Source organism: Planctopirus sp. SH287 (genome assembly GCF_056500625.1).
The window spans coordinates 5,312,762-5,333,533 of record NZ_CM151403.1 but is presented as its reverse complement, the minus strand read 5'-3'; the positions used below and the strand labels follow the sequence as shown (position 1 = coordinate 5,333,533).

The window sequence follows — 20,772 nt, the reverse complement described above, 5'->3', positions numbered from 1 at the left end:
ACATCACAAAAGCGTGATCATCAAGCTGCCGCAGTCGTATGCAGTGATTTACGGCGGAAGGCCAGCAGGACAAGTTGAACAACGCTGGCAGCAAACAACACCACTGCGATCACGGTTATCCATCCCGCAGGCAAAACGAGGATCGCTGCGGCAAAAATCACAACGAGCATCGCGGTGAGCAGAAGTTCCCACCCGTTTCCTGAAGCGGGGGAAAGCCTGGTCAGCACCCAGGCCACAACAACCAGACAAATCGCCAGCCAGCCCCAACTCCACAGCGAGGTACTGCGACCAGAAGGAACAACATCCAGAGCGAGACGGGCATCACCCCCTGCCTTTGAGAACAGGAATGTCCGGCCACCTGAAGGAAGCTCAGCTTCGACAGACAGTCCCTGTTGAGAAGTTCCGGCCGACAGCGCCTCGCGAGTTGCCACAAGCCCATTGCCCCCTGCAACCTGACGTCCAAAATGAGGATCTGCTGCACCACCACTTCTCAAGCCAACTCCCCTACCGCCGCCCAGACCACCGTTCTCACCACCTCCATTAGCGGCAACACCATCTGACGCCAATCCCAAATTCCAGGGGGATATGACACCTGGCCCAGGCCCATCAACCATGGGGCCGGGGCGCCCTGAAAGCATTTGAGCAGGAGGTTTGACCATCGCTCCCCCCACAATAAGATCTCCCTGACGAAACGACAGGTCGTTTTGTGTTGCTCGTTCCTGTGTTCCAAAGCTTTTTTGGGGAAGGTTGAGGCCTTGTGAACGTCGGTTCTGAAGCTCTGCTTCATTGAGGGACTTTGTTGCGATGAATCCCTCAACCCCATTCTGATCAGACTGCCGTTTGGATCGAGACACTTCAGAAAGTGCTTCCAGTTGTTGATCGTTAAACGCCTGATATTGCCGGCGAGCATCAAACTCCTGGGCCACCTGTTGCTTGAGCTTCCCGTTTTCCTTACGTGAGGCTCCCCCTTTGAACTCCGAGGTGGGAACGAGAGCGAATCCGAACGATTCGACGGTCTGCTGGTTTCCACTTCTCGTCGAAGATCGATTCTCGGCGATAATCTGCAGAGCATTGTTACGTGCTTCAAGAACGCCCTCACTATCCTGATCAAACCACTCCTGAGCACCATTCGCCCGGGAGAGCGGATCGGAAGGGGTGGAATACCGGGTCACTTTATCGTCGAACTTGCGTTGCAACTGTTCCAGTTGAACGCGTGTTGTATTCAACGTTGACTGGTATTCATCCACCGCGGCATCGTCTTTGCCGAGGTATCGCCCCCGATAGTTTTCACCATCGGTCAAGACCGACTTCAAAAAGGCCCCATTGGCCAGTGATTGAGCCTGAAGCTGAAGGTTGGCGGAATTGTTGGCGACAGAGATCAGATCGCTCAATTCCTGCAAACGGGCCTGTTGCAAAGTCAGTTCGGATTGAACCTCTGTGGCAGAATTGAGATTGTTCCGATTCGTATCCGCCAATCCCGTCGCCGACAGATCTTCGGGCATGTGGACAGCCCAACGGGTGCGTGCCACGGGAATTCCCAGTAACTCATCCAGTTCCGGCCCGACCACTTGCGGAGCAGGAATATCCACCTGAGTGGCCCGCCATCCGCGCAGTGCGGGTAATCGTCGGGAAAGCCTCCCTGAAATCGTGACCGTGACCGTCAGCGACAGATCGGCGGCACTCGTACGGGGGAGAGCAATCAGTTGGAATTTCTGATCACCTTGTGAAGTTTCAACAGCACGGGAAGGCATTCCATTCACCAGCACGCTCAGCAGACGTGATTCTGGAGGAAAGGTGAGTGCCAGAAACTGGCGGGAACGATTCTTGAGCAAATACGCCACTCGCGTCCGATAAGTCCCGTCTCGCGCCACGATGGTTGTCAGGTCAGCCAGATTGACACTCGCCGCCGCCAGACGGGTTTGAGACAGTAACTGAGCATTCCAGATCAACGATGTTCCCGGAGTTTTCACCCGCAGGAACTCCGCCGCTCTGGCAAGTAAATCTTCGCCAACCTTCAGGCGGACATCATCACGAGTGACCGCCTCGGCTTGCTCAGGCTCTGTCCGTGTGAGCAAACTGCGCGAAGGATTCAGTAACAAAACAAAGTGAGATTGAGAAATCGCGGCGGGTGGAGTTTTCCCAGCTTCGACAGGTTTCCCCTGGATCAAGGGTTCAAATCGTAAGCCGGGGGATAACACGATCGACTTGGTAAATTCGGTCGTTGCTGTGCCAGAAAGTGACAGGCTGCCTTGGGCTGGCGTACGGAGCGAGATCGTCCAGACCGGACGACCATCGGCCCCCTTCGATGTCGCGACGGCTCGAATTTCCGGCCCCTGAAACTCCAGCTTCCCCGCAAATTCCGGGCTGGCGGAGACGGCCAGTGTCTCGACCGGCGCCAGGCCGATCTGCCAGTTCAGCAACAGAGAATGCGCAATGGAACCATCTGTCACACTGACCACACTCAAGGACTGACCAGAGATCTGCGGCTCCCATCGGGTCACGTTGAGCAGAATCGGCTCGTTGGTGCGGGCATCCGACACAAACGCCAATTGAGGAGGCTGCTTGTCTTTAAGGTTCAATAATCCCGGCTTGAGAGCCGCGACATCAATCGATCGCCACGTGCGGGGATCAACAAAACGTGCCATCAGATTGGGGGTCGTCCAGACAGCCAATTGCGAACTCAACCGCTCAACATTCAACACTTCGGGAAGATCCAGCGGGAGCGACTCTGTTCCAGCATTCCCTTCGTTGGTGGAAAGACTCACCACTGTCCCTGCGAGAACAATTTCTACCTGTCCCTCACGCGGGGTTCGCCATTCGATTGTCAGGCGCTTTTCACCATCGACGGTGGTTTCAAACCAGTCACTGAGTTCGGCACTTTCGACGCGTAACGTCTGCCAGTGGGCTGGCAAACGGAATGTCATTGTGGCGCGTGGTGACCCCGAGATCTGCGCCACCAGACGTGTGGTCTGCTGCTGACGATTCATGAGCAGCAGCACGCCATGCTGCGCTTCTGCCGTTACTCGCGAAAGCTGACGCTGAACGCGCAGATCCAAACCAAACGGACGAGCCGAAAAACGGTAAGCCAACTGAGGATTCCCACTCAACCGGCTGACAGGAACGTTGCCTGTAAACCGAGAGACATCGATCTGTGTCAGCAGGCTGACACTCTCCACGCGGACATTGAGTTGCCGCGCGGCGAAGATCCCTAATGTTCCTGTTTCATGGGTGACTCCCAACGGAATGAGTTGAGGCGTCGATAGCGAAGTGACCTCCTCAGAAATGGAGAGATCCCGGTATCCGTCAACAGTCAGTTTTGTGGTGTCACTGACGTTTCGCCTCAGGAAGACTTTTAACTTTCTTGCAGGATCTTCCCCGGTCAGTTCCCAGCTTCCCACATCTGGCCCCGAGACGGATTGAATTTTGAACGCGGGAGGAACTTTCATTTCCAGTTCAATGACACTTCCTTGTCGCACGAGGTATTCCAGCCCTGTGCTGACTTTCAGTCCCGTGTCATCCAGCGTGACGGCTGTCAGCGAATTCAACGTAATGGTGCGATTGGCGACATTCTGATCACCTTCCGGTTGCCAGGCCATGGCAACTTCCTTCAAGCCCGACAAGGAGAGATCCACCGTACGGGTCTGGTTGTCACGAGGTGGTGACAGGCGGAAGCCGGTCGTCGCACCATTGAGCCGAATGGCCAGCCCTTCGCGGGGCAATGTCCACATCAACCGCCCGCCAATCAGGGGATCAAGCTGGAATTGAAATTGACCGGCTGCGGGAGATGAGGCCCGATCGATGATGGCTTCCAGATCAAGAATCATCGGGCCTTTTTTGCTGATGACAATGTGAGTTTGTCCGTTTTGTTGAACCAGCGGAGCGATGGCATCTCCCAGTTTGGCCTGTTCCCAGGTGACACCTCTGATGGGAAGAGACTGTAGCCATTGCTCGTCAGTGTAAGAGAGAATCACCAGCCGTGCTTTGAGACGGACGTTGTGCGTCCAGGGACTTTTCTCTCCGGGAGGTTGATCGGCAGGAGCCTCCGGTTTTGCCACCAGATCCACTGCAAGCAGCACATCAGCCAAGCCCCCTTGAGTGGGCGCCTGAGCGGATGGCCGCTGTTCAGGATGAGCCTTGAGATAAAGCTCGAGATACTTTTCAGCCGGGATAAAAACCTGATTGCTTTCCGCCAGGGCGGCGGCATCGGGAACACTGCTGGAGTCCAGAGGAATCACCGTCTGCTCAACCCGTGAACCTGGCGGCTGAGGGAAAATTGCTCGACCAGCCGCCGGTGGAACCGATGTTCCTTGAACGGAAGCGGGTTGATCCTGTGCCTGAGTGACTCCCCACCCGAGGCGAGTTTCACCGCCACCAAGCAGTTCACAGGCGAGGAAGAATAAGGCCAGCGGAACCGCACGTCGTGGCAGGTGGCGACAACAGCAGGACAACGCGCAGTCACAGAGCGAAAAGAGCAGCACGCCCAGCCAGATCATCCCGGCGGCTGTGATCGCGAGAAACATTCCATCCAGCCAGAGTTGTCCGTTCGCGGAAATCAGCCCGGTTAATCCAATCACCAACGGCAGCCCCACGCCCACAATCATCAGTTTTGTCCGGGTCTTGATCGAACGGAAAAACCAGGCCATGAGTGCTCCCATACAGAAGATCCAGCGTCCCCACATCCAGGTTCGTTGCTGATCGATGTAGCCCAATTGAAGCGACGCGGGCCGATCGCTGTGGACTCTGGAATCTGTGGTTTCAGAGCCAATGGTTCCCGAATCGATGGTTCCAGAATCAGTGCCGATATAACGAAACTCCTTGGAACGCATCCCCGCAGGTGTCTGCCAATCCATCGCCAGTGACAAGCGGGCTTTCCCGGCTTGTCGATCCGCCAACAGAACCTTTTGTTCTGCCAGAATCTCTCGTTCTTCACCGGCGATGATGGGATCGGCGGGTTGATCGAAACCTGATTGTGGTTGGCCCGCAACCGGCGCATCGCCACTCTGTGATTTTCTGTCACGCGCATCGGAGAGATGATCCATGGCCTTCTCAGCGGGAACAGCCAATGAAGGAGTCGGTATAGTGGGAGCTGTCGCAGCCATCGGAGCGGCAGGAGGGGGTGAGAATACAAAATGATTCCCTTCACTGAGTTTCTTACCCTGCTCGATGAGAATTTCCTCCGGGATTTCCCCTTTTGAGAGCCGCCTCAGCGATCTCGGAGTGGCTGCTTTCGCGGTGGACTCGCCGCTGTTCTCAAAACCTGCTTTTGATTGTGGCATCGAGATCATTCCCTGAGGAGCGGGCGAGGCCAGCGGACGTGATGGTTGACGACCAGCGGTTTCTGATGTTGAGAATGCGACGTCAAAATCCCCGACGGAGGAACCGACAGAACTCACCGACACGTTTCTTTGAACACGAGGCATGAGGAGCCAGGGGACGACACACACCAGTAACAAAAGCCCCGTCAGCAGAATGCCGCTCCCTCCCGCATATCCCCAGAAGCCGGCATTTCGATGAACCGAGCAAGCCAGCACGGTCACCAGAAGTGTCACGCCTGCGAGCAACAACAGAGGGATCACCCGTCCCCAGCTTGGCTGCTGAAAGAGATGTTTCCACTTCACCAGTCCCCCCGGTTGATCCAGAGGAGTCGTGGCTTCAAGCAAGCCGGCTTGCCTGACCAGCAGCAGATTTTCGGGATAATGAACCGTCCATGACTGTTCCAGAATTTCTACCGCTTCCACAGTGCTGCTGGGAGTCACCACGCTGAGAGCAGGGATCTGCCCTTTGAAATCTCCGCCGCGTTCCAGGCTGGTGGGATGGGTAGCGGCTGCCGGAGAATCAGCCGTTGGGGCACCTGTTTCATAATAAATCTTGACCACACAGTCTGCCGTCACTGCTGACCGCGTGACATTGACCGGAAGAGGGACAAGAAAGCCATGTTCAGCACGCCGGGCTTCCACAGCCTGACCATCGACAGCGACCGCCCAGAGTCGCCCGTCAGGAGGCAGCTGAATCTTCAGATTTTGAACGTTCGCAGCACGCAGAAAGTACGTAGCCTGATGCTGTGAAGCTCCATTGCGTGGCAAATGGGAATCAATTTGAAGGAGACGGCAGATTGCGCTGGGTAAGCCGACCCGTTCAAAACGCTGCTCGCCCACAACGACCTTGGCTCCTTCGGACAACGTTTCATAGAGAGCCACTAAACGTTCACGAGGCTGCCACCTTGAAGCGGGGAGATCCAGCACATCGGCTTCTTTCAAAGACGCCCCGTCAGCACTGTTCGCTGTGATCGTTAATTTTTGTTCGGAACCCGCTTCTAAAGCAATAAAGCCGCTGTGCAATTGAGAATCGACCACTCGCAACTCGGGGACTTCAAACGTTTCTGAGTCTGGCCGGGGTTGCTCGATGGTGGCAAAGAGATTCAACAGGCCCCGAGCGCGTTCTTCAAATCGAATCAACCAGAGTTGACGTCCTTGAATCACCGGGCCGGCCTTCTGTTCGACGATTCGTCGACCTGCTCCGCTCATGTCAAAACGCAGGTTCGTCCCTGTGCTTTCCGGCAAGGTCAGCATGAGTTGACGAATCCCGCCTCCACGCACATCGATGGTGACTGAAACGAACGCCGTCATCGATTGTTGATCCAGTCGCCAACCGGTAAGCCCTTGAGTGCTCCAGCGGGAAGGGCGGCGAGAGATCGTCAGCGTCCCTTTCCAGTTGCTGACCTGTGATTGAAGCCGGAGCCGCTCGTCATCCGCTTTGAGAGGCACCAGATCGGCCCCTGTCAAGTTGTTAATGGCGACATCCTGATCATCCTCGGCTCGCACCACCAGCGCGGTTTCGGTCAGTGTGGATTCGGGAATCGGAAGAGACGGCAACACGAGGGAGACCGGGGCATTTTCTTCGACGGGCCAACCTTCCACCAGTTGCCGGGCGGTAAAGCGAATGGATCGTCTTTCTCCGGGAGTCACTGGTCGATCCAGTGCAATCCGGATGCGATTGACTCCCGCTTCACCGGGAAGAGTCTGCCACGTCAGGTTGGCACCTTCCGCCGTACTGGCCGAAATCAATGACCACTCGGCGGGGAGATCAAACTCCAGATCAAACAGGGAAACAAAACGGGTTTCCACGATCACACTTGTCGATAACTCGATCCCTCGGGTTGAAACTTCCAGCACCATGGCAATGGCGGTACTGAGTTCGCGGGCCTTGGGTTCTGTCAGAAAACTCAGATCAAAATCTTCCCGCCAGATCTCGTATTGTAAAGAGGTTTGTGTCGCACCAGAGTTGGGCGGCACGGGAGTATTGGCCAGATGAGAAGCTTCGGGAATGATGCTTTCGCTGCGGCGCACGCCGACATCGGAGACCACTCGCAATCGCACTTCAGCGGGATGCCGGACGATCAGCTTCCCTACATGATTGGTCACTCCCTGAATCTTCAGGGGAGGGACTTGCCAGGCTTCATTTTTCGACTGAGGCATCACCCCGCGAATTGAAATCGAGCGCTGGCCTTCAAAGGGCTGTGAAAACTGGAGTGACATTTTTGTCCGGCCGGGAATCTCGGGGTCATCGGACAACGTCCAGGCTTCCAATCCTGTGGCTTCGATCGCTGCAATTTCCAGAGGGGCAGGGACCGAAAGTTCCAGACGATCAATCGCCCGGCCAAAGACCTGTAAGCTGGTGACCGTCTGCCAGGTGACTTCTCCCGGGCTGCTGACCACTCCATAAGCGGTGCTGGCAAAGACCATGGCATCGCTCACTTTGGTTTCGGCCCGCTCGGTCATTCGGAGTTGAAATTTCCCCTGCCCACCGAAGGGGAGGCGATATTCATTGGCTTCAGACAACGGTTGACGCCGCTCTTGAATGACCCCCGAGGAGACCAGTTGTTTTTTAGGAGGCAGGGTTAACGTGAATTCTCCCGCGGGAACGGCTGGCAGTGTGAAGGCTGCTACCTGATCACTTCCCGCCGCCACAATCGGCGTGGTTAATGTGAGTTCTAACGAATGCGTCCCCACTCCTTCCGTCAGCAGTTTCAGTCCACCGGGTGTGGGAGGTACGATTTTTTTGGACTGTTGAAGTGGAGCACCCGGCGATCCATTGGCTGGGCCGGGGTTCGTGCCAGCAGGAAACCCGGTAACCTGAGGAATATTGGCAGAACGCTCAGTCATGCGTGTTGTATTGAGGGGAACAGGAGCAGACGACTCCCGATAAAGTAATGCCGGCTGGCCATTCAATCGTGCCGACTCAATGGAGAGTCGCTCTAAATCGGCCAGACTCCATTCCGCCCAGCCTGCGGTCAGTTGTTCTAACTCCATCTTCAACTGAATCGTCAGAATATAGCCATCCAAAGTGGCAGCAGCCGTTCCCCGAGTGATGACCTGTCCAAGAGGTGGTGCGACTGAGGGTGAATTTTTGGCGGCCTCTTTGACCAGTTGTTCATAGGCTTCACGAGTCAGCAGCACGCCCCGCTTCTGCGATTCCAGCACCGCCTGCAGATCAGCAATCGGCACAAAGACCTGACGCTGAACCACGGGAGTCTTCACGTTTTCTGACATCACTTCTTGTGCAGCGGCGAGAGATCCCGCAGGAGAGATCAGCAAAGACCCGCACAGCCAGAAGAATAAGAGAAGAACAAGCCCACGCAACGTCGGCAAAAGCATCCACGTGCGCGTCATGGTCTCTGACAACCAGACAGCGGCTCTACTCCCTCGAATGGAGAGAGGTCTGAATGCCTGGCAGGGGGATGAATCAACCGGGTGGAGAGATTCGACCGGCATGGTATGTATTCCTGACAGCTGATATCGGCAGCGTTGTTGCAGTAAGTATTCGGTATCGCAGCGGAATCGGAATTGGCCGTGACGACGGAAATGGCGATGAAAATTTTCCCGGATCTGTCTGAAAGCTGGCCGGGTGATGCCTGATCATTTTCAGGGAGTCAGCATCCCGGCCAACCGATTGAGGACAATCCCAAGTTAAGAATTGTTGCCTGGCTTCTCATGATCTTGCGGCTCGTCAGGAGACCCGCTGTCAGGCGGTAACAACGGACGATCTGGCTCGATAGCCGGATGGATTGTTGAAGAAGCTTCATGAGGAGTGGCTTCTTCTGAACCAGCCACTGTCGCAATCGTGGCAGCACTTCCCACCATGATGGGAGTCACAGTGGCAGGAGGTGGTGTGGGAGTCAGAGGATCCTGCGAAGGCAATTCCGGCGGAACAGATTGAGAGCGATTGCAATTCACGATTTCCGCAATCAACCAGATCATGATCATCACCACCAGACCATAAAACGCAGCCGCTGAAACATGCAGCACCAGATCGGCGTCAGCCAGGGCACAGGCGGCGGCAATGGTGGCAGCGAGAAGCAGCACTGTCAGTTTATTTTCCAGAGGCGTTCGTCTCAGAACCAGTGCGACCACAATCAAAGCCGCTGTGGCAATCCAGGCATAGAACGGGAGCCGCCACCAGACGACAGAGATTTCGCTGGCAGTCCCCAGTTTGCTGTAAAGTGTCCCACGACCTTCACGCGGAAAATCGAACATGCCGCTGGCTGGCTGCCCGATCCAATCGTCCAGCGGTTGCATCGCCAATGGTGCGGGCCGACGGGCGAGAACGAGATCAGAGAATTTGCGGCGCGATTCAAGTGTGTAGCCACTGGGGGAACCGACCAGCGAGTATTCTTCGGGAACCCAGATCGCCAGTTTCAATTGCTGAGTCACAATTCCTGTGGCTTCGGTTCCTCCCCAGACGGGAAGACGCAGGAGAAGCCGCCCACCGTTGCTTCCAAAAGGCCGGGGGGAAAGCGGCAGCCGGAAGAGAATGGTCACCGGGAATGGTTCATCCGCTGCCGTAGCACGAGCGACGTTCAAAAAGCAGGTTGTGTAAGGCCCTTTTTCTGACGCGCCAGGTGTCTTTTCCAGTGCCACAGGCCGGTCGCCAATCGCTGCTCCCAGGGGCTGAGCATCACCGGGAAGATCGATTCGCAACCGCTGGCGTTCGCTGCTCTTTACGGCATACCGGGCACGGTAGGTCGAGACACCGGACTTATCAACAACGACCTCGATCAGTCCCCGGGAAATCACCGTCTGCACGACACCCTGGACATCGAGCTTGTTACTGCGAATGGTCATTTCCACCGGCTGACGGAAATAGCGGAAAGCCGTAAATCCTTCAGCGACTGGTGTTGAAAGCTCACGCGTATCGAGTGTTTCCACATCTCCACCCGCGGCACTGGCATCAACGGCCAACGCGCGATCTTTTGTCACAGCCACTTCACCCACAACACGGGTGATCGCGACAGTCGCCAGCGGAACGGGTTCTGCGGCAACTTCTTCACTCTCGTCATCCGGCTTGCCTGTGGCTTTGGCGCGACTCCCCGGAGCCGGTGAATCAATAACCCTCACCAACCCGAAACTGGCCCGTTCTTCGGCTGTCCCTCCCGCTTGAGGCGACACATCAAACGAGACATTAAAAGCCTGTGACCCTGACACTTCCCGTTGAAGCACCACTGTCCATGTCACCCAACCATCCACTGCCGCGTCATCACGAGTTTTCTGCTTGATTGCCGTTTCACTCGCTGAGCTGATTTGAACACTTCCTGCGACACTTTCAGGAACCTGAAAACGGAATGTTGACAACCCGGCATATTCCACCAGAAATTTGACCGTTGATTCGTTGCGAATCTGTCCTTGCCGGACATCAAGCCGCGTGAAAACATTGGCAGTCAGGCGGGTTGGTTTGCGGATCGTTGAGACAGGAATGACCACCGGTCGCTGCTGGTACTGCCAGGCGGAAACGAGACGGGCCAATCCATTTTGAGTTGCCGGAACGCTGGAATCAGGCTGAGCCGAGACAACCTTCTCGATATCCGTAATGACTTCAATGGCTTCGGGGGCCAGGATGGAAACCTGGCCGTTTTCCACTTCCGCCGATTGTGGTGCCAGCAATGGAATCGCTCGGGGTGTCCCGCCATCCTGCCAGGGAACAAAGCCGGTGACTGTCACCGAAAGATTCCCCAGACGCTTCTCGGTGAACTGCACGACCAGTTCTTGAGTCGCTTCATTGACATCGAACTGCTTCATGCCATTAGTCGAGACGTTTTCGACCGTGAAGCCTTCGGGCAAGCCCAGCCGAATTTCAAAGAGACCGGCTCGCTCGATGGTATAATCCAGCTTGGCCACCAGACGTAATTGTTCATCACGGAAAGTGAGTTGGGACTGCTGTTGAATGGTGAGCCTTGGCTCGACGGGGCGGGCACGCAATTCGAGATCAAAATCGGGTGAGAAATACCGGAAATACGTGGCTCCCGGATGACGCAACGAGGTGGCGATACTGGCCTCGTCGGTGCGTTGTAATCCTCGCTGGGTTTCGACCGTCAGATTCGTTTCCGGGCCGCTGTAGAGGGCCAGTTGACCGCTTTCCCGCAGAACGCCCAGTGCATGAATCCCGCGTGCTTCTTCTCCGGACAGACCCGCCACATGGAAATTTTCCACAGGCACGCTTCGTTCGGTATGAACCTGAATGGTGGCAGGACGATCAACACGACCCAGCAGCGAAACGGTAATGATCTGCTGTTTTCCTTCCGTGGAAAGCTTCCATTCACGGAGCCGCACATCAGAGGTGACATCCAGCACGCGATGGTCAGTGGGCACCACAATCTTCAAGGATTCAAGCTGACCACGCAAAACCTCATATTTCAATTGGGCGTGTGTATGCACAAGCCCATCCTGAACCTGCACGCTGGTCAGGTTTGTTACGCTGGTCAACAACTCCATATCGGGGCGAGTCCCCACGCGAGGATGCCAGTTGACTTTCAGAGAATCAGTAGCCCCCAGATTGGCTCTGAGACGAGTTTCTTTGGCCCCTGGTGCACCGGCCAATGATTCAATGGCCGTGGCTGGCGTGAACTCCACCATCTGATCAGCTTCGGGGATCGTCAGTTCCAGACTGGCAATGCCTGCGGTCGGCAACTGCAAATCAAACCGTCGACCATCTGGCGAAACCGTGATCCGTGTCACCAGTTCCAGATTGACAACATGCTCTCCCGCTTCTGGCAACAGAAGTGCCAGCTTCCCTTTTCCCAACCCTTGCAGGAGCACCTTGTTGGTGCTGGAAGAGACTTTTCCGATGGCGGCATCGCCAAACGAAATCGGCAAGACGGCCCATCCCGGATTCAACGAAAGAACTTTGAGCTGGGCATCCAGACGAACAGTCTCTTTTTCAACCTTGGCGGTATACCGGGCTTCTGACACCACGGCTGCCACGGGTGGGGTTTCACCGGGCTTTAATCGTTGCTGATTCGCACGGTTCCAAAGGTCGAGATATTCATACAGCGGTAACGCGACAGTGGCATCATTCTTCCCCCAAACCTGCTTGAGGTTCTGGTAAGGGATATAGATCCAGCGCTGCATCAGAGGATCAGCGACCTTGCCATCCGGAGCCAGTGCATTGGCGGGGGGAGATCCTTCTTGTGCCATGACCCGACCGCTGGAAGGTCTGGTTCCCGGAATACGCCCTCCCTGATCCGACGGCTTGCCTGCCATAAAAGCGGCGACCATCAATAACAGTATGGAAAACGGCTGTCGCATGGTTGACTTTCTGCGATGAGGCAAACCCCATCAAATGGTTCGCCACCTGATGATAAGGCTCAAGCGTGATCGGCTGCTGAAACTCTGGGATAGCTGGGTTGCTCGTAACGATTGGCGCAAATATAGCGACTGAACGCTGCGCGTAACATAGCTGAAATGGACGGCTGTGAATCGCCTCTCAAATTTCTGGCAAGAGGTGAAGCTGGCTTTTTAGAACCGAGTTACGACGAAGAACTCATCAAGAAAAGGAGACCGCCGTCGGGGACAAGACAAACAAGGTGGTAGAAGCACCTGCCTCATGGTCAATAACACTTGGGACAATAGGGCGACGCCTCTCACGTTTGATGACAGATTCCACTCCGTGTCGTTCTGAAAAGACGGGGTCGCCCTGGTAAGACGGGAATGCCTCACAAAACTCTCCGCAAAAATGACCCCGGAAGCCGGATTTGTTCAAGAATTGTGTAAAGACATCGCAGCTTCCTGGGGGGGCAATGATGGCACTGAAATTGCGTTCAAGAATCTGCATGCATGGCGACCACACGGCGTCATCCTTCACTTCATCTGGGAATCGGGCCGCTGTATGAGCAAAACAGAGACGAATCATTGCGAACTCAAAAGAGGGTTTACACTCATTGAATTACTGGTAGTCATTGCCATTATCGCCATTCTGATCGCTCTGCTTCTCCCCGCCGTCCAACAGGCAAGAGAAGCCGCCCGGCGGACACAATGCAAAAACAATCTCAAGCAATTCGGGTTGGCGGTGCACAACTACGCAGATGTCTTTGGGCAGGTTCCCCCTGCGGCCACTTTCATTCCGGGGTCAGGCGTGGGGTCATGGTCAGTACACGGCCGGATTCTGCCCTATCTGGATCAAGGGAATCTGTTCAATCAGATCGACCTTTCCAGGGCATGGTCTGGGCAAATGGCGATTGATGGCTTGCGCATCCCGTCCTATGTCTGTCCCAGTGACCCTCGGGCCGGTGTCACCCGCACTGATACTTCACCTAAGCTCTGCCCCACGACATATGGAGTAAATTATGGGACATGGCAGGTCTATGATCCGAACACCGGCAAAGGAGGAGACGGGATGTTCGCCCCCAATGCCAGAATCACCTTTGCTGCGAATAGCGATGGCACCAGCAATACACTCATGGCCTCTGAAGTGAAGGCATGGACTCCTTACCATCGCAATACCACGCCGACTGTCACCACGATTCCTTCTTATCCAAGCACCGTTGAAGCCTATATGACGGCAACAGGTGGCAATCAGAAGGATACAGAGCATACCGAATGGGCCAATGGCCAAGTCCACCATTCGGGGTTCACAGCCACGTTCAACCCTAACGCCAAGGTCAAATGCATCGTCAATAGTGTCGATGCAACGGACTGCGATTGGACAAGCATGCAAGACGGGACATCAGCAACCGTTATCACCTACGCAGCCATAACCTCTCGCAGTTTTCATACAGGAATTGTGAACAGCGTGCTGATGGATGGCGGTGTGAAAACCATCAGTGAAAACATCGACAATGTCCTCTGGCGAAATCTCAGCACTCGCGCAGGCGGTGAAACGATCGGGGAGTTTTAGCAACTGGAAGCCACATGACTTCTGGCTCATCATTTGTCTCTCCTCTCAACACAGATCTCAGTCACTGAAGTTCTCAGTCACTAATATCCTAAAGAAACATCACTCTTTTGAATGTGTGGCGAGTTAACGCCAGTCGATTCCCAGAACAACAAAGTGTCTCATCGCGCGACATCTCGTTGTTTTTTGCGACAAACACATACTTTGCAAGGCAGCTATCAAAAACTGAAAAAGCCTTAAGAAACAAAGAGAAAACGAGAACAGAAGTTCATTTTCTACAGTGGTATCGAAACTGCTAAGGCAAATAACGAACTCGTTATCTCGCGTCGTTTGCGATGAATATTTGTCGTTGAACGTCCGGGTTGCCCCTCTGTTGAAAGTGTCCTCCATGCCGATTCCCGCCAATCACCGCCGAGTGAATAGCCACCGGAATGCCTTCACGTTAATCGAGTTACTGGTGGTCATCGCCATTATTGCGATTCTGATAGCCTTGCTGCTCCCCGCCGTTCAGCAGGCCCGGGAAGCGGCCCGCAGGACACAGTGCAAAAATCACCTCAAGCAACTGGGGCTGGCCGTCCATAACTATGTCAGCAGTATGAACGTGCTCCCTCCCAGTGCCTGTATTGATTTGTCAGTCTCTTCAACAGGAAACAACGGCTCATGGTCGGTGCATGGAAGGCTGCTCCCATTCCTTGATCAGGCCACCCTGTTTAACAAGGTGAATCTGACGCAGGGTTGGGACTTTCAGATGGTGTTGGATGGTCTGAAAGTGCCTGTTTATTCCTGCCCGAGCGATCCCAAGTCAGACCAGATTCGCAATCCTGGCCCCAGTGGCGGCCAGCCTCGACCGAATCTTTACCCAACGACTTACGGGTTCAACTACGGAACATGGTTTATCTATAACCCGGAAGATAACAGCGGCGGCAACGGGGCGTTCTTTCCCAATGCCAAACTCAGCATGGCGGCTTTCACAGATGGAACCAGCAACACGCTGTTGGCCTCAGAAGTGAAAGCCTGGACGGCCTATAATCGCAATGGCGGGACACCCACAGCCACTCCCCCTTCAACCGCCACAGAAGCGGCCAACTATGTCGCACAGGGGACCGATTTCAAAACTGACACCGGCCATACCGAATGGACTGATGGTCGCGTCCACCATGCCGGATTCACCACCTGTTTGAATCCCAACACCAATGTGCCTTATGCAAGCGGCGGCATCACCTACGACGCAGACTACAACTCCTGGCAGGAAGGGCGCGATGGCAATGCTGGCTCGCCGACCTATGCTGTCATTGTTTCAAGAAGCTGGCATGAAGGGATCGTCAATGCGGCCATGATGGATGGGTCTGTTCGTACGGTCAGCGAAAACATTGACAATCGCATCTGGCGGGCCTTGGGCACGCGAACCGCTGCCACTGGGGAACCGATTGTGGGGGATTTCTAAAGGACATGGAAACGGGATCATCGGGAATCGATATGACTGTGGTCACTTGAGTTCACTGGCCATGATCCCAGGTCATTCAGACGGCACAGCATTCGCACTCGACCAGTGCCGTGTCACGGCTTTATCTTGAGGTTTCATGCGTAGTCACGTCCTCCGATGTCGGACTTGACAACCTGTTCAACCCCGCTTTTAAGCTTTGGCAATGCACTAGGAAAAGTCCTCTGTCACTGTAGACTGAGTTGCAGGCAGACACGACCCACGTTCCCGCCTTGATTCCTGCTCAACTTCGGAGATTGCCCCATGCTGTTCTGCTCCGCCCGTACGACTTACCTGATGCTGGCCGTTGTGATGGCTGGCTTTTGTCTCACCGTGGCAGAGACGGCCACAGCCGCCACACCAGACGAAGTTGCGGCTTCGCGACAAAAAGCCATTGCCTATCTAAAGACGGCTCAGGCCGCTGATGGAAGCTGGACGACGAACCAATCGCCGGGCATTTCGGGATTGGTGGTTTACTCGGCCCTGAGTGCGGGGGCTTCTGTTGATGATCCGATGGTCGCCAAAGGTCTCAAATTTCTGGAGACTTTTGTGCAGCCGGACGGCGGGATTTATACCCCCAAGGCGCATCATGGAAACTATGAGACCGCCATTTCTCTGCTGGCGTTTTCAGCGGCAAATCAGGAGGGACGTTACAACGATCTCATCAAGAAAGCCGAAGGCTACATTCGCGGTGTGCAGTGGGATAAGTCAGAGAAAATTGACCCATCCGATGTCCGTTGGGGAGGTGCTGGCTATGGTCGTACCAACGATCGTCCCGATCTTTCCAACACCGCTTTTTTTCTGGATGCCCTGCAAGCCGCTGGTGCCAAGTCGGATGACCCTGCGGTTCAGAGTGCCCTGGTCTTTCTCTCCCGTTGCCAGAATCTCGAATCGGAGCACAACACCACGCCAGCCGCTGCTAAAGTCAACGATGGTGGTTTCTATTACACGCCAGCGCTGGGTGGGCAGTCACAGGCTGGCACCACTCCTGACGGTGGTCTCCGTTCTTATGGCAGTATGACGTATGCCGGTCTGAAGAGCATGATTTACGCCGGGCTTACCAAAGATGACCCTCGTGTGAAAGCCGCTTCGGAATGGATTCGCAAGTTCTATTCGGTCAATGAAAATCCCGGCCTGGGCGATCAGGGTTTGTATTATTATGGCCAGGCGTTCGCCAAAGCGTTGAATGCGCTGGGCGAAGAAACAATCGTCGATGCTCAGGGGAAATCACACCACTGGCGTGAAGAATTGGGAACAGCCCTGATTGCTCGCCAGCAATCTAATGGAAGCTGGGTCAATAAAAACGCCCGCTGGATGGAAGGCGATCCCAATCTGGCAACGGCTTACAGCCTCATCGCCCTGAAGTACACCCAAAAGTAGAACATGGGGCTGCCTGAAAAACTCACTGTGGGCCTGTCTGGGATGGCTCCCTCCCGCGTGCGGGAGAGGGCCAGGGTGAGGGTCTGATTTCTCCTCCGTGTTTCTCATCGCAAGAGGCATCCTCTTATCGGGAACCATGCGTCCCCCCTCATCCGGCCTGCGGCCACCTTCTCCCTCAGGGAGAAGGATTTGAGAGATCCCTCAACCAAAGAAGGACATGAGAGTTTCCGGTTAGCCTCTCAGAGATCGTCATGCCCGGCTAATTTGCGGAGAATCTCCGCCAGGGCGGCTTCCAGTTCAACCAGTCGCTCTCGCTGATCCCAGGGGATTTCCAGTTGTCTTGCGCCTGTGGCTGCTGTCCGGCCCTCACTGGCGTTTTGCAGCACTCCTCCAAGTTCATCATGGATCCAGGCGATCATGTCGGTCATCTGGACGCGTTGCAAACCGCGAAGTTCAATCGGGAGTTCCGGACGCCCATGAGGGAACATCCGCTTTCGTCCCAATTCAAAGTCCGTCGCGATGGAAAACTCCAGATCGCTGGAATCATCTGCATCGGAAAGACCAATCCGCGTTTCGGGAGCTGACTGCAGACCTGTCGCCAGAGTCACCGCTGGCGGGGGGACTTCGCCATAGAGCAGGACGCACCGCCCCACCATGATCAAGTCACCCGGTTGCAGGACGTGCATTTGAATCGGCCGTCCGTTGACCCGAGTCCCATTCGTGCTATCCAGGTCGGTCAGAATCACTCGCCCGGAGTCTTCCTGCAGCTTGCAATGAAACCGGCTGATTCGATCGTCATTCAGTTGAATGGCATTTTCGTCTTCACGGCCCATGGTGCATGGCAGAGTCAGGCGTGCATGCACCGCCCCCCTCTCCAATCCCTCAAGCACACGAATCATGACTTCCATAATGCACCGGAACACAAGTTTATCGCTTCATTTGAGGCTATGAACATGGCGTGAAGGCGTCAAGCTGGCAGGGGTACTGCGGTGCAATTAGGTCAAAAATCAGGCTCTCTCCTGAAAACGTAAGAAATTCTCCAGTCGCCGCTTCTTGCCGTCCCCTACCGCTGGATTGTACAACCCATAGTGATCATTTTTCTGCAGAGGGATATTGCCCATGAATCACCAGATGTTCTTTCCAAGCGGCCAGCTTTCACGTCCTGAACAAAGCTCGCGTCGATTTCATCAGACGCTGCCGGGCCAATGGATGCGCTATTTGTTCATTGGCTGCCTGGCCATGGGATGGCTCTCTGGATTGACCGCGAGAACCACCGTGGCTCAGGATCACGAGCCTGAAAATCGTCTGGCGGCCTATTATGGCTTCAACGCCCTTGAAGTGGTGAAGCTCGAGAGCCGCTCGAAGTTTCTGGTCGCTGCTGACCTGAACCATGATGGCCTGATTGATTTAATGGCTGTCGATAATAGTCACAATCGCATTGACCTGCTGATCCAGCAGGCGGCCCCCGTCACAGATGATTCAAATTCACGAGACGCTAATCGTGTGAACCAGAGTTCGTTATATCGGCATGTGAAACTCCCGGTTGACCACGAGATTCTTTCCCTGGCTGCGGGGGACTTTGATAAAGATGGTCGCACGGATATTGCCTATTTGGGATCACCTGACCAATTGGTGGTTCTCTACCAACCTGAAAAAGGGCCGTGGACAAAAAAAGTCACACAACGCATTCCAGAAATGAACACCTCGGCGTGGTCGCTGGCGGCTGGTGATATCAATCAGGATGGCAAAGATGATCTGGTGGTTCTGGGAGAACGGGAGACCTCGTTGTTTACCCAATTGGCGTCAGGCACGCTGGCTCCTCCCCAGAAATTGCTCAATACCTCAGAACGTCTGGGACTGGTGCAGATTGCTGATTTGAATGGCGACGGTTTGCCCGATCTGGCTTACCTTGCTGGCGAAGGAACCGACCGCAAGCTTTGTGTTCGGTTTGGACGAGGCAATCGGACGCTGGGGCCGGAATCGGTGTTCGATCTGGAACGCCCTCGTTCAGTCACGTTGGCGAATATCGATGGCCAACCCGGAAGTGAAATCATCACAATTGATTCTCGCAACGGTCGGGTGAGGCTATCGAAGATCGAGATGGAAGCTCGCAAGTCGGGTGAGCTTCGTGAACGACTGGTTCAATTTGGTTTTGGGCCGAATGGTTCTGCCAAAGATCGTTCTGTCGCTGTGGGTGATATTGATCAGGATGGACTGACGGACATTGTCGTGTCTGATGGCAATACCTCGCGATTGCTGCTCTTTCGGCAGGATGCGCGATTTGGACTTGATCTTGGAACGGGCTGGCCTTCGCTCAAAGGGGCTGATCAGCTTCGTCTGGCCAATCTCGATGGCGTTCCCGGCCTTGAAATCGTTGTCCAGAGTGTTGACGAAAAGTCTTTAGGAGTGACATCGTTCCGGAACGACCGCATCCCTTTTCCTGAACTGATGACGATTGACGCTGAACCTGTGGCGATAGAAACCTCGGATCTGGATGGCAACGGAACCGTCGAACTTCTGGTACTGGAAGCCTCCAAAGGGGCACGCGATAACTCCTGCAAGCTACGAGCCTGGTCTTATGATGGCTCCAAGTACATCCCGTTCAAGTTTGGTGATCAGGAGAGCTATACCGTGGCTCTCAAAGGTCGTCCGGAATCGATGGTGGCGGGGGATCTGACGGGGAATCACCGGTCAGAGTTACTGGTCTTCCAGGGGGCCGGAAAACCTCCTGTTGTCCTCGGTTTTGGTGAAGACGGCCGCGTGACTGAAATCACTTCGACTGGCCCATTAGGCCCGGGGATGAGCGGAGCCACCGGCACTTCTATCGCAGAGTTTGGCGGAGCGAAAGGACTGCTCGTCACGCAGGACAACCTCGTTCGCTTTGTGACTTATAGCCCCGAAAAAGGCTGGCAGATCGTCATGCAGTACACCGCACCAGAATCCAACGCCCGGTTGGTGGGGGGAACCACGCTGGAACTGGACGGTAACCCTGATCCTGAAGTGGTGCTGTTTGATGCCGGCCTGAAAAAGCTGCGAGTTTTTCGCCAGGCTCCCGAAGGTCTGGTTCCCTGGAAAGAGATTGATATGAACAACTTCCCTTTCCTCCAGTTTGGTACGGGCGACTTCAACGGTGACCACGTTCAGGATCTGCTCGTGGTGGGAACGGATCGCATGGCGATTCTTTATAGTGGCGGGTTATCGCCCAAGCTGGTGGAATTGAGTCAGTTTGAAATGACTCAGGAGAAAACCTATCCCTCGGATATCATTGTCGGCGACTTCAACGACGACGGCTGGATGGATCTCGCGGTGATCGATACGCGCAGCCAATACTTGCAGCTCGTGCAATATCGTCCGGCCACAGGTTTGGAAGCTGCCTTGAGCTTCCGCGTCTTTGAACAGAAATCGTTCGACGATGACGAAGGCGGAAGTGGTGAACCACGGGAAGGTGTTGCAGCCGATGTGACGGGTGACGGACGAACCGACCTGATTCTGCTGGCAAAAGACCGATTGCTGATCTACCCGCAGGATGCCATTTCAGGGGAAACCGGTGCGGTAAAGTCCGGTGCTCAGGCGGAAAAAACAGACTCTGCAAAATCCGCCAACCCAGGAAATTCGGTTTCCCGAGCAACAGCCAGCCCAAATACGCCAAGGACTCAACCACCAGTTGCCACAGAACGTCGACCAACTATCATCGTTCCGCCAAAAGCCGGGCCATAGAACCAGCGCTGCTGGCAGGATAGTCACTGGCA

At 55.0% G+C, this 20,772-nt stretch carries 7 protein-coding genes; 4 read left to right on the top strand and 3 right to left on the bottom strand.

Translation table 11 applies throughout. The annotated features are described in order from the left end of the window. Nucleotides 1-20: 20 nt before the first annotated feature. The gene (locus SH287x_RS19825) at nt 21-8,771 is read right to left on the bottom strand and encodes a hypothetical protein (RefSeq protein WP_479516136.1); all 8,751 of its coding nucleotides are present in this window, start codon (nt 8,769-8,771) and stop codon (nt 21-23) included. 195 nt (nt 8,772-8,966) lie between these two features. After that, nucleotides 8,967-12,578, bottom strand: a complete 3,612-nt coding sequence (locus tag SH287x_RS19820) for a hypothetical protein (RefSeq protein ID WP_479516135.1) — start codon at nt 12,576-12,578, stop codon at nt 8,967-8,969. A 580-nt stretch (nt 12,579-13,158) separates the two neighbouring features. Between SH287x_RS19820 and SH287x_RS19815 the strand changes: the two genes are divergently transcribed. From SH287x_RS19815 to SH287x_RS19805, 3 genes are all read left to right on the top strand, one after another. Then, entirely contained in the window at nt 13,159-14,166 is a 1,008-nt protein-coding gene (locus SH287x_RS19815; RefSeq protein ID WP_479516134.1) for a DUF1559 domain-containing protein, read from the top strand. 385 nt (nt 14,167-14,551) lie between these two features. Then, nucleotides 14,552-15,607, top strand: coding sequence for a DUF1559 domain-containing protein (locus tag SH287x_RS19810; RefSeq protein WP_479516133.1), 1,056 nt, complete (start codon nt 14,552-14,554; stop codon nt 15,605-15,607). Between the two features lie 300 nt (nt 15,608-15,907). Further along, complete coding sequence (locus SH287x_RS19805; RefSeq protein WP_479516132.1) at nt 15,908-17,023, top strand: prenyltransferase/squalene oxidase repeat-containing protein; 1,116 nt, start codon at nt 15,908-15,910, stop codon at nt 17,021-17,023. 239 nt (nt 17,024-17,262) lie between these two features. On the opposite strand, the gene SH287x_RS19800 is transcribed toward SH287x_RS19805, so the two are convergent. After that, on the bottom strand, nt 17,263-17,922 hold the full coding sequence (locus SH287x_RS19800; RefSeq protein WP_479516130.1) for an FHA domain-containing protein: 660 nt from the start codon (nt 17,920-17,922) through the stop codon (nt 17,263-17,265). A gap of 220 nt (nt 17,923-18,142) precedes the next feature. On the opposite strand from SH287x_RS19800, the gene SH287x_RS19795 reads away from it, so the two are divergent. Then, complete coding sequence (locus SH287x_RS19795; protein ID WP_479516129.1) at nt 18,143-20,740, top strand: FG-GAP repeat domain-containing protein; 2,598 nt, start codon at nt 18,143-18,145, stop codon at nt 20,738-20,740. Nucleotides 20,741-20,772 lie beyond the last annotated feature (32 nt).

Coding starts and splice junctions, on each gene's coding strand:
- SH287x_RS19825 (WP_479516136.1), bottom strand. CDS start 8,771: ATGCCGGTCGAATCTCTCCACCCGGTTGATTCATCCCCCTGCCAGGCA.
- SH287x_RS19820 (WP_479516135.1), bottom strand. CDS start 12,578: ATGCGACAGCCGTTTTCCATACTGTTATTGATGGTCGCCGCTTTTATG.
- SH287x_RS19815 (WP_479516134.1), top strand. CDS start 13,159: ATGAGCAAAACAGAGACGAATCATTGCGAACTCAAAAGAGGGTTTACA.
- SH287x_RS19810 (WP_479516133.1), top strand. CDS start 14,552: ATGCCGATTCCCGCCAATCACCGCCGAGTGAATAGCCACCGGAATGCC.
- SH287x_RS19805 (WP_479516132.1), top strand. CDS start 15,908: ATGCTGTTCTGCTCCGCCCGTACGACTTACCTGATGCTGGCCGTTGTG.
- SH287x_RS19800 (WP_479516130.1), bottom strand. CDS start 17,922: ATGATTCGTGTGCTTGAGGGATTGGAGAGGGGGGCGGTGCATGCACGC.
- SH287x_RS19795 (WP_479516129.1), top strand. CDS start 18,143: ATGAATCACCAGATGTTCTTTCCAAGCGGCCAGCTTTCACGTCCTGAA.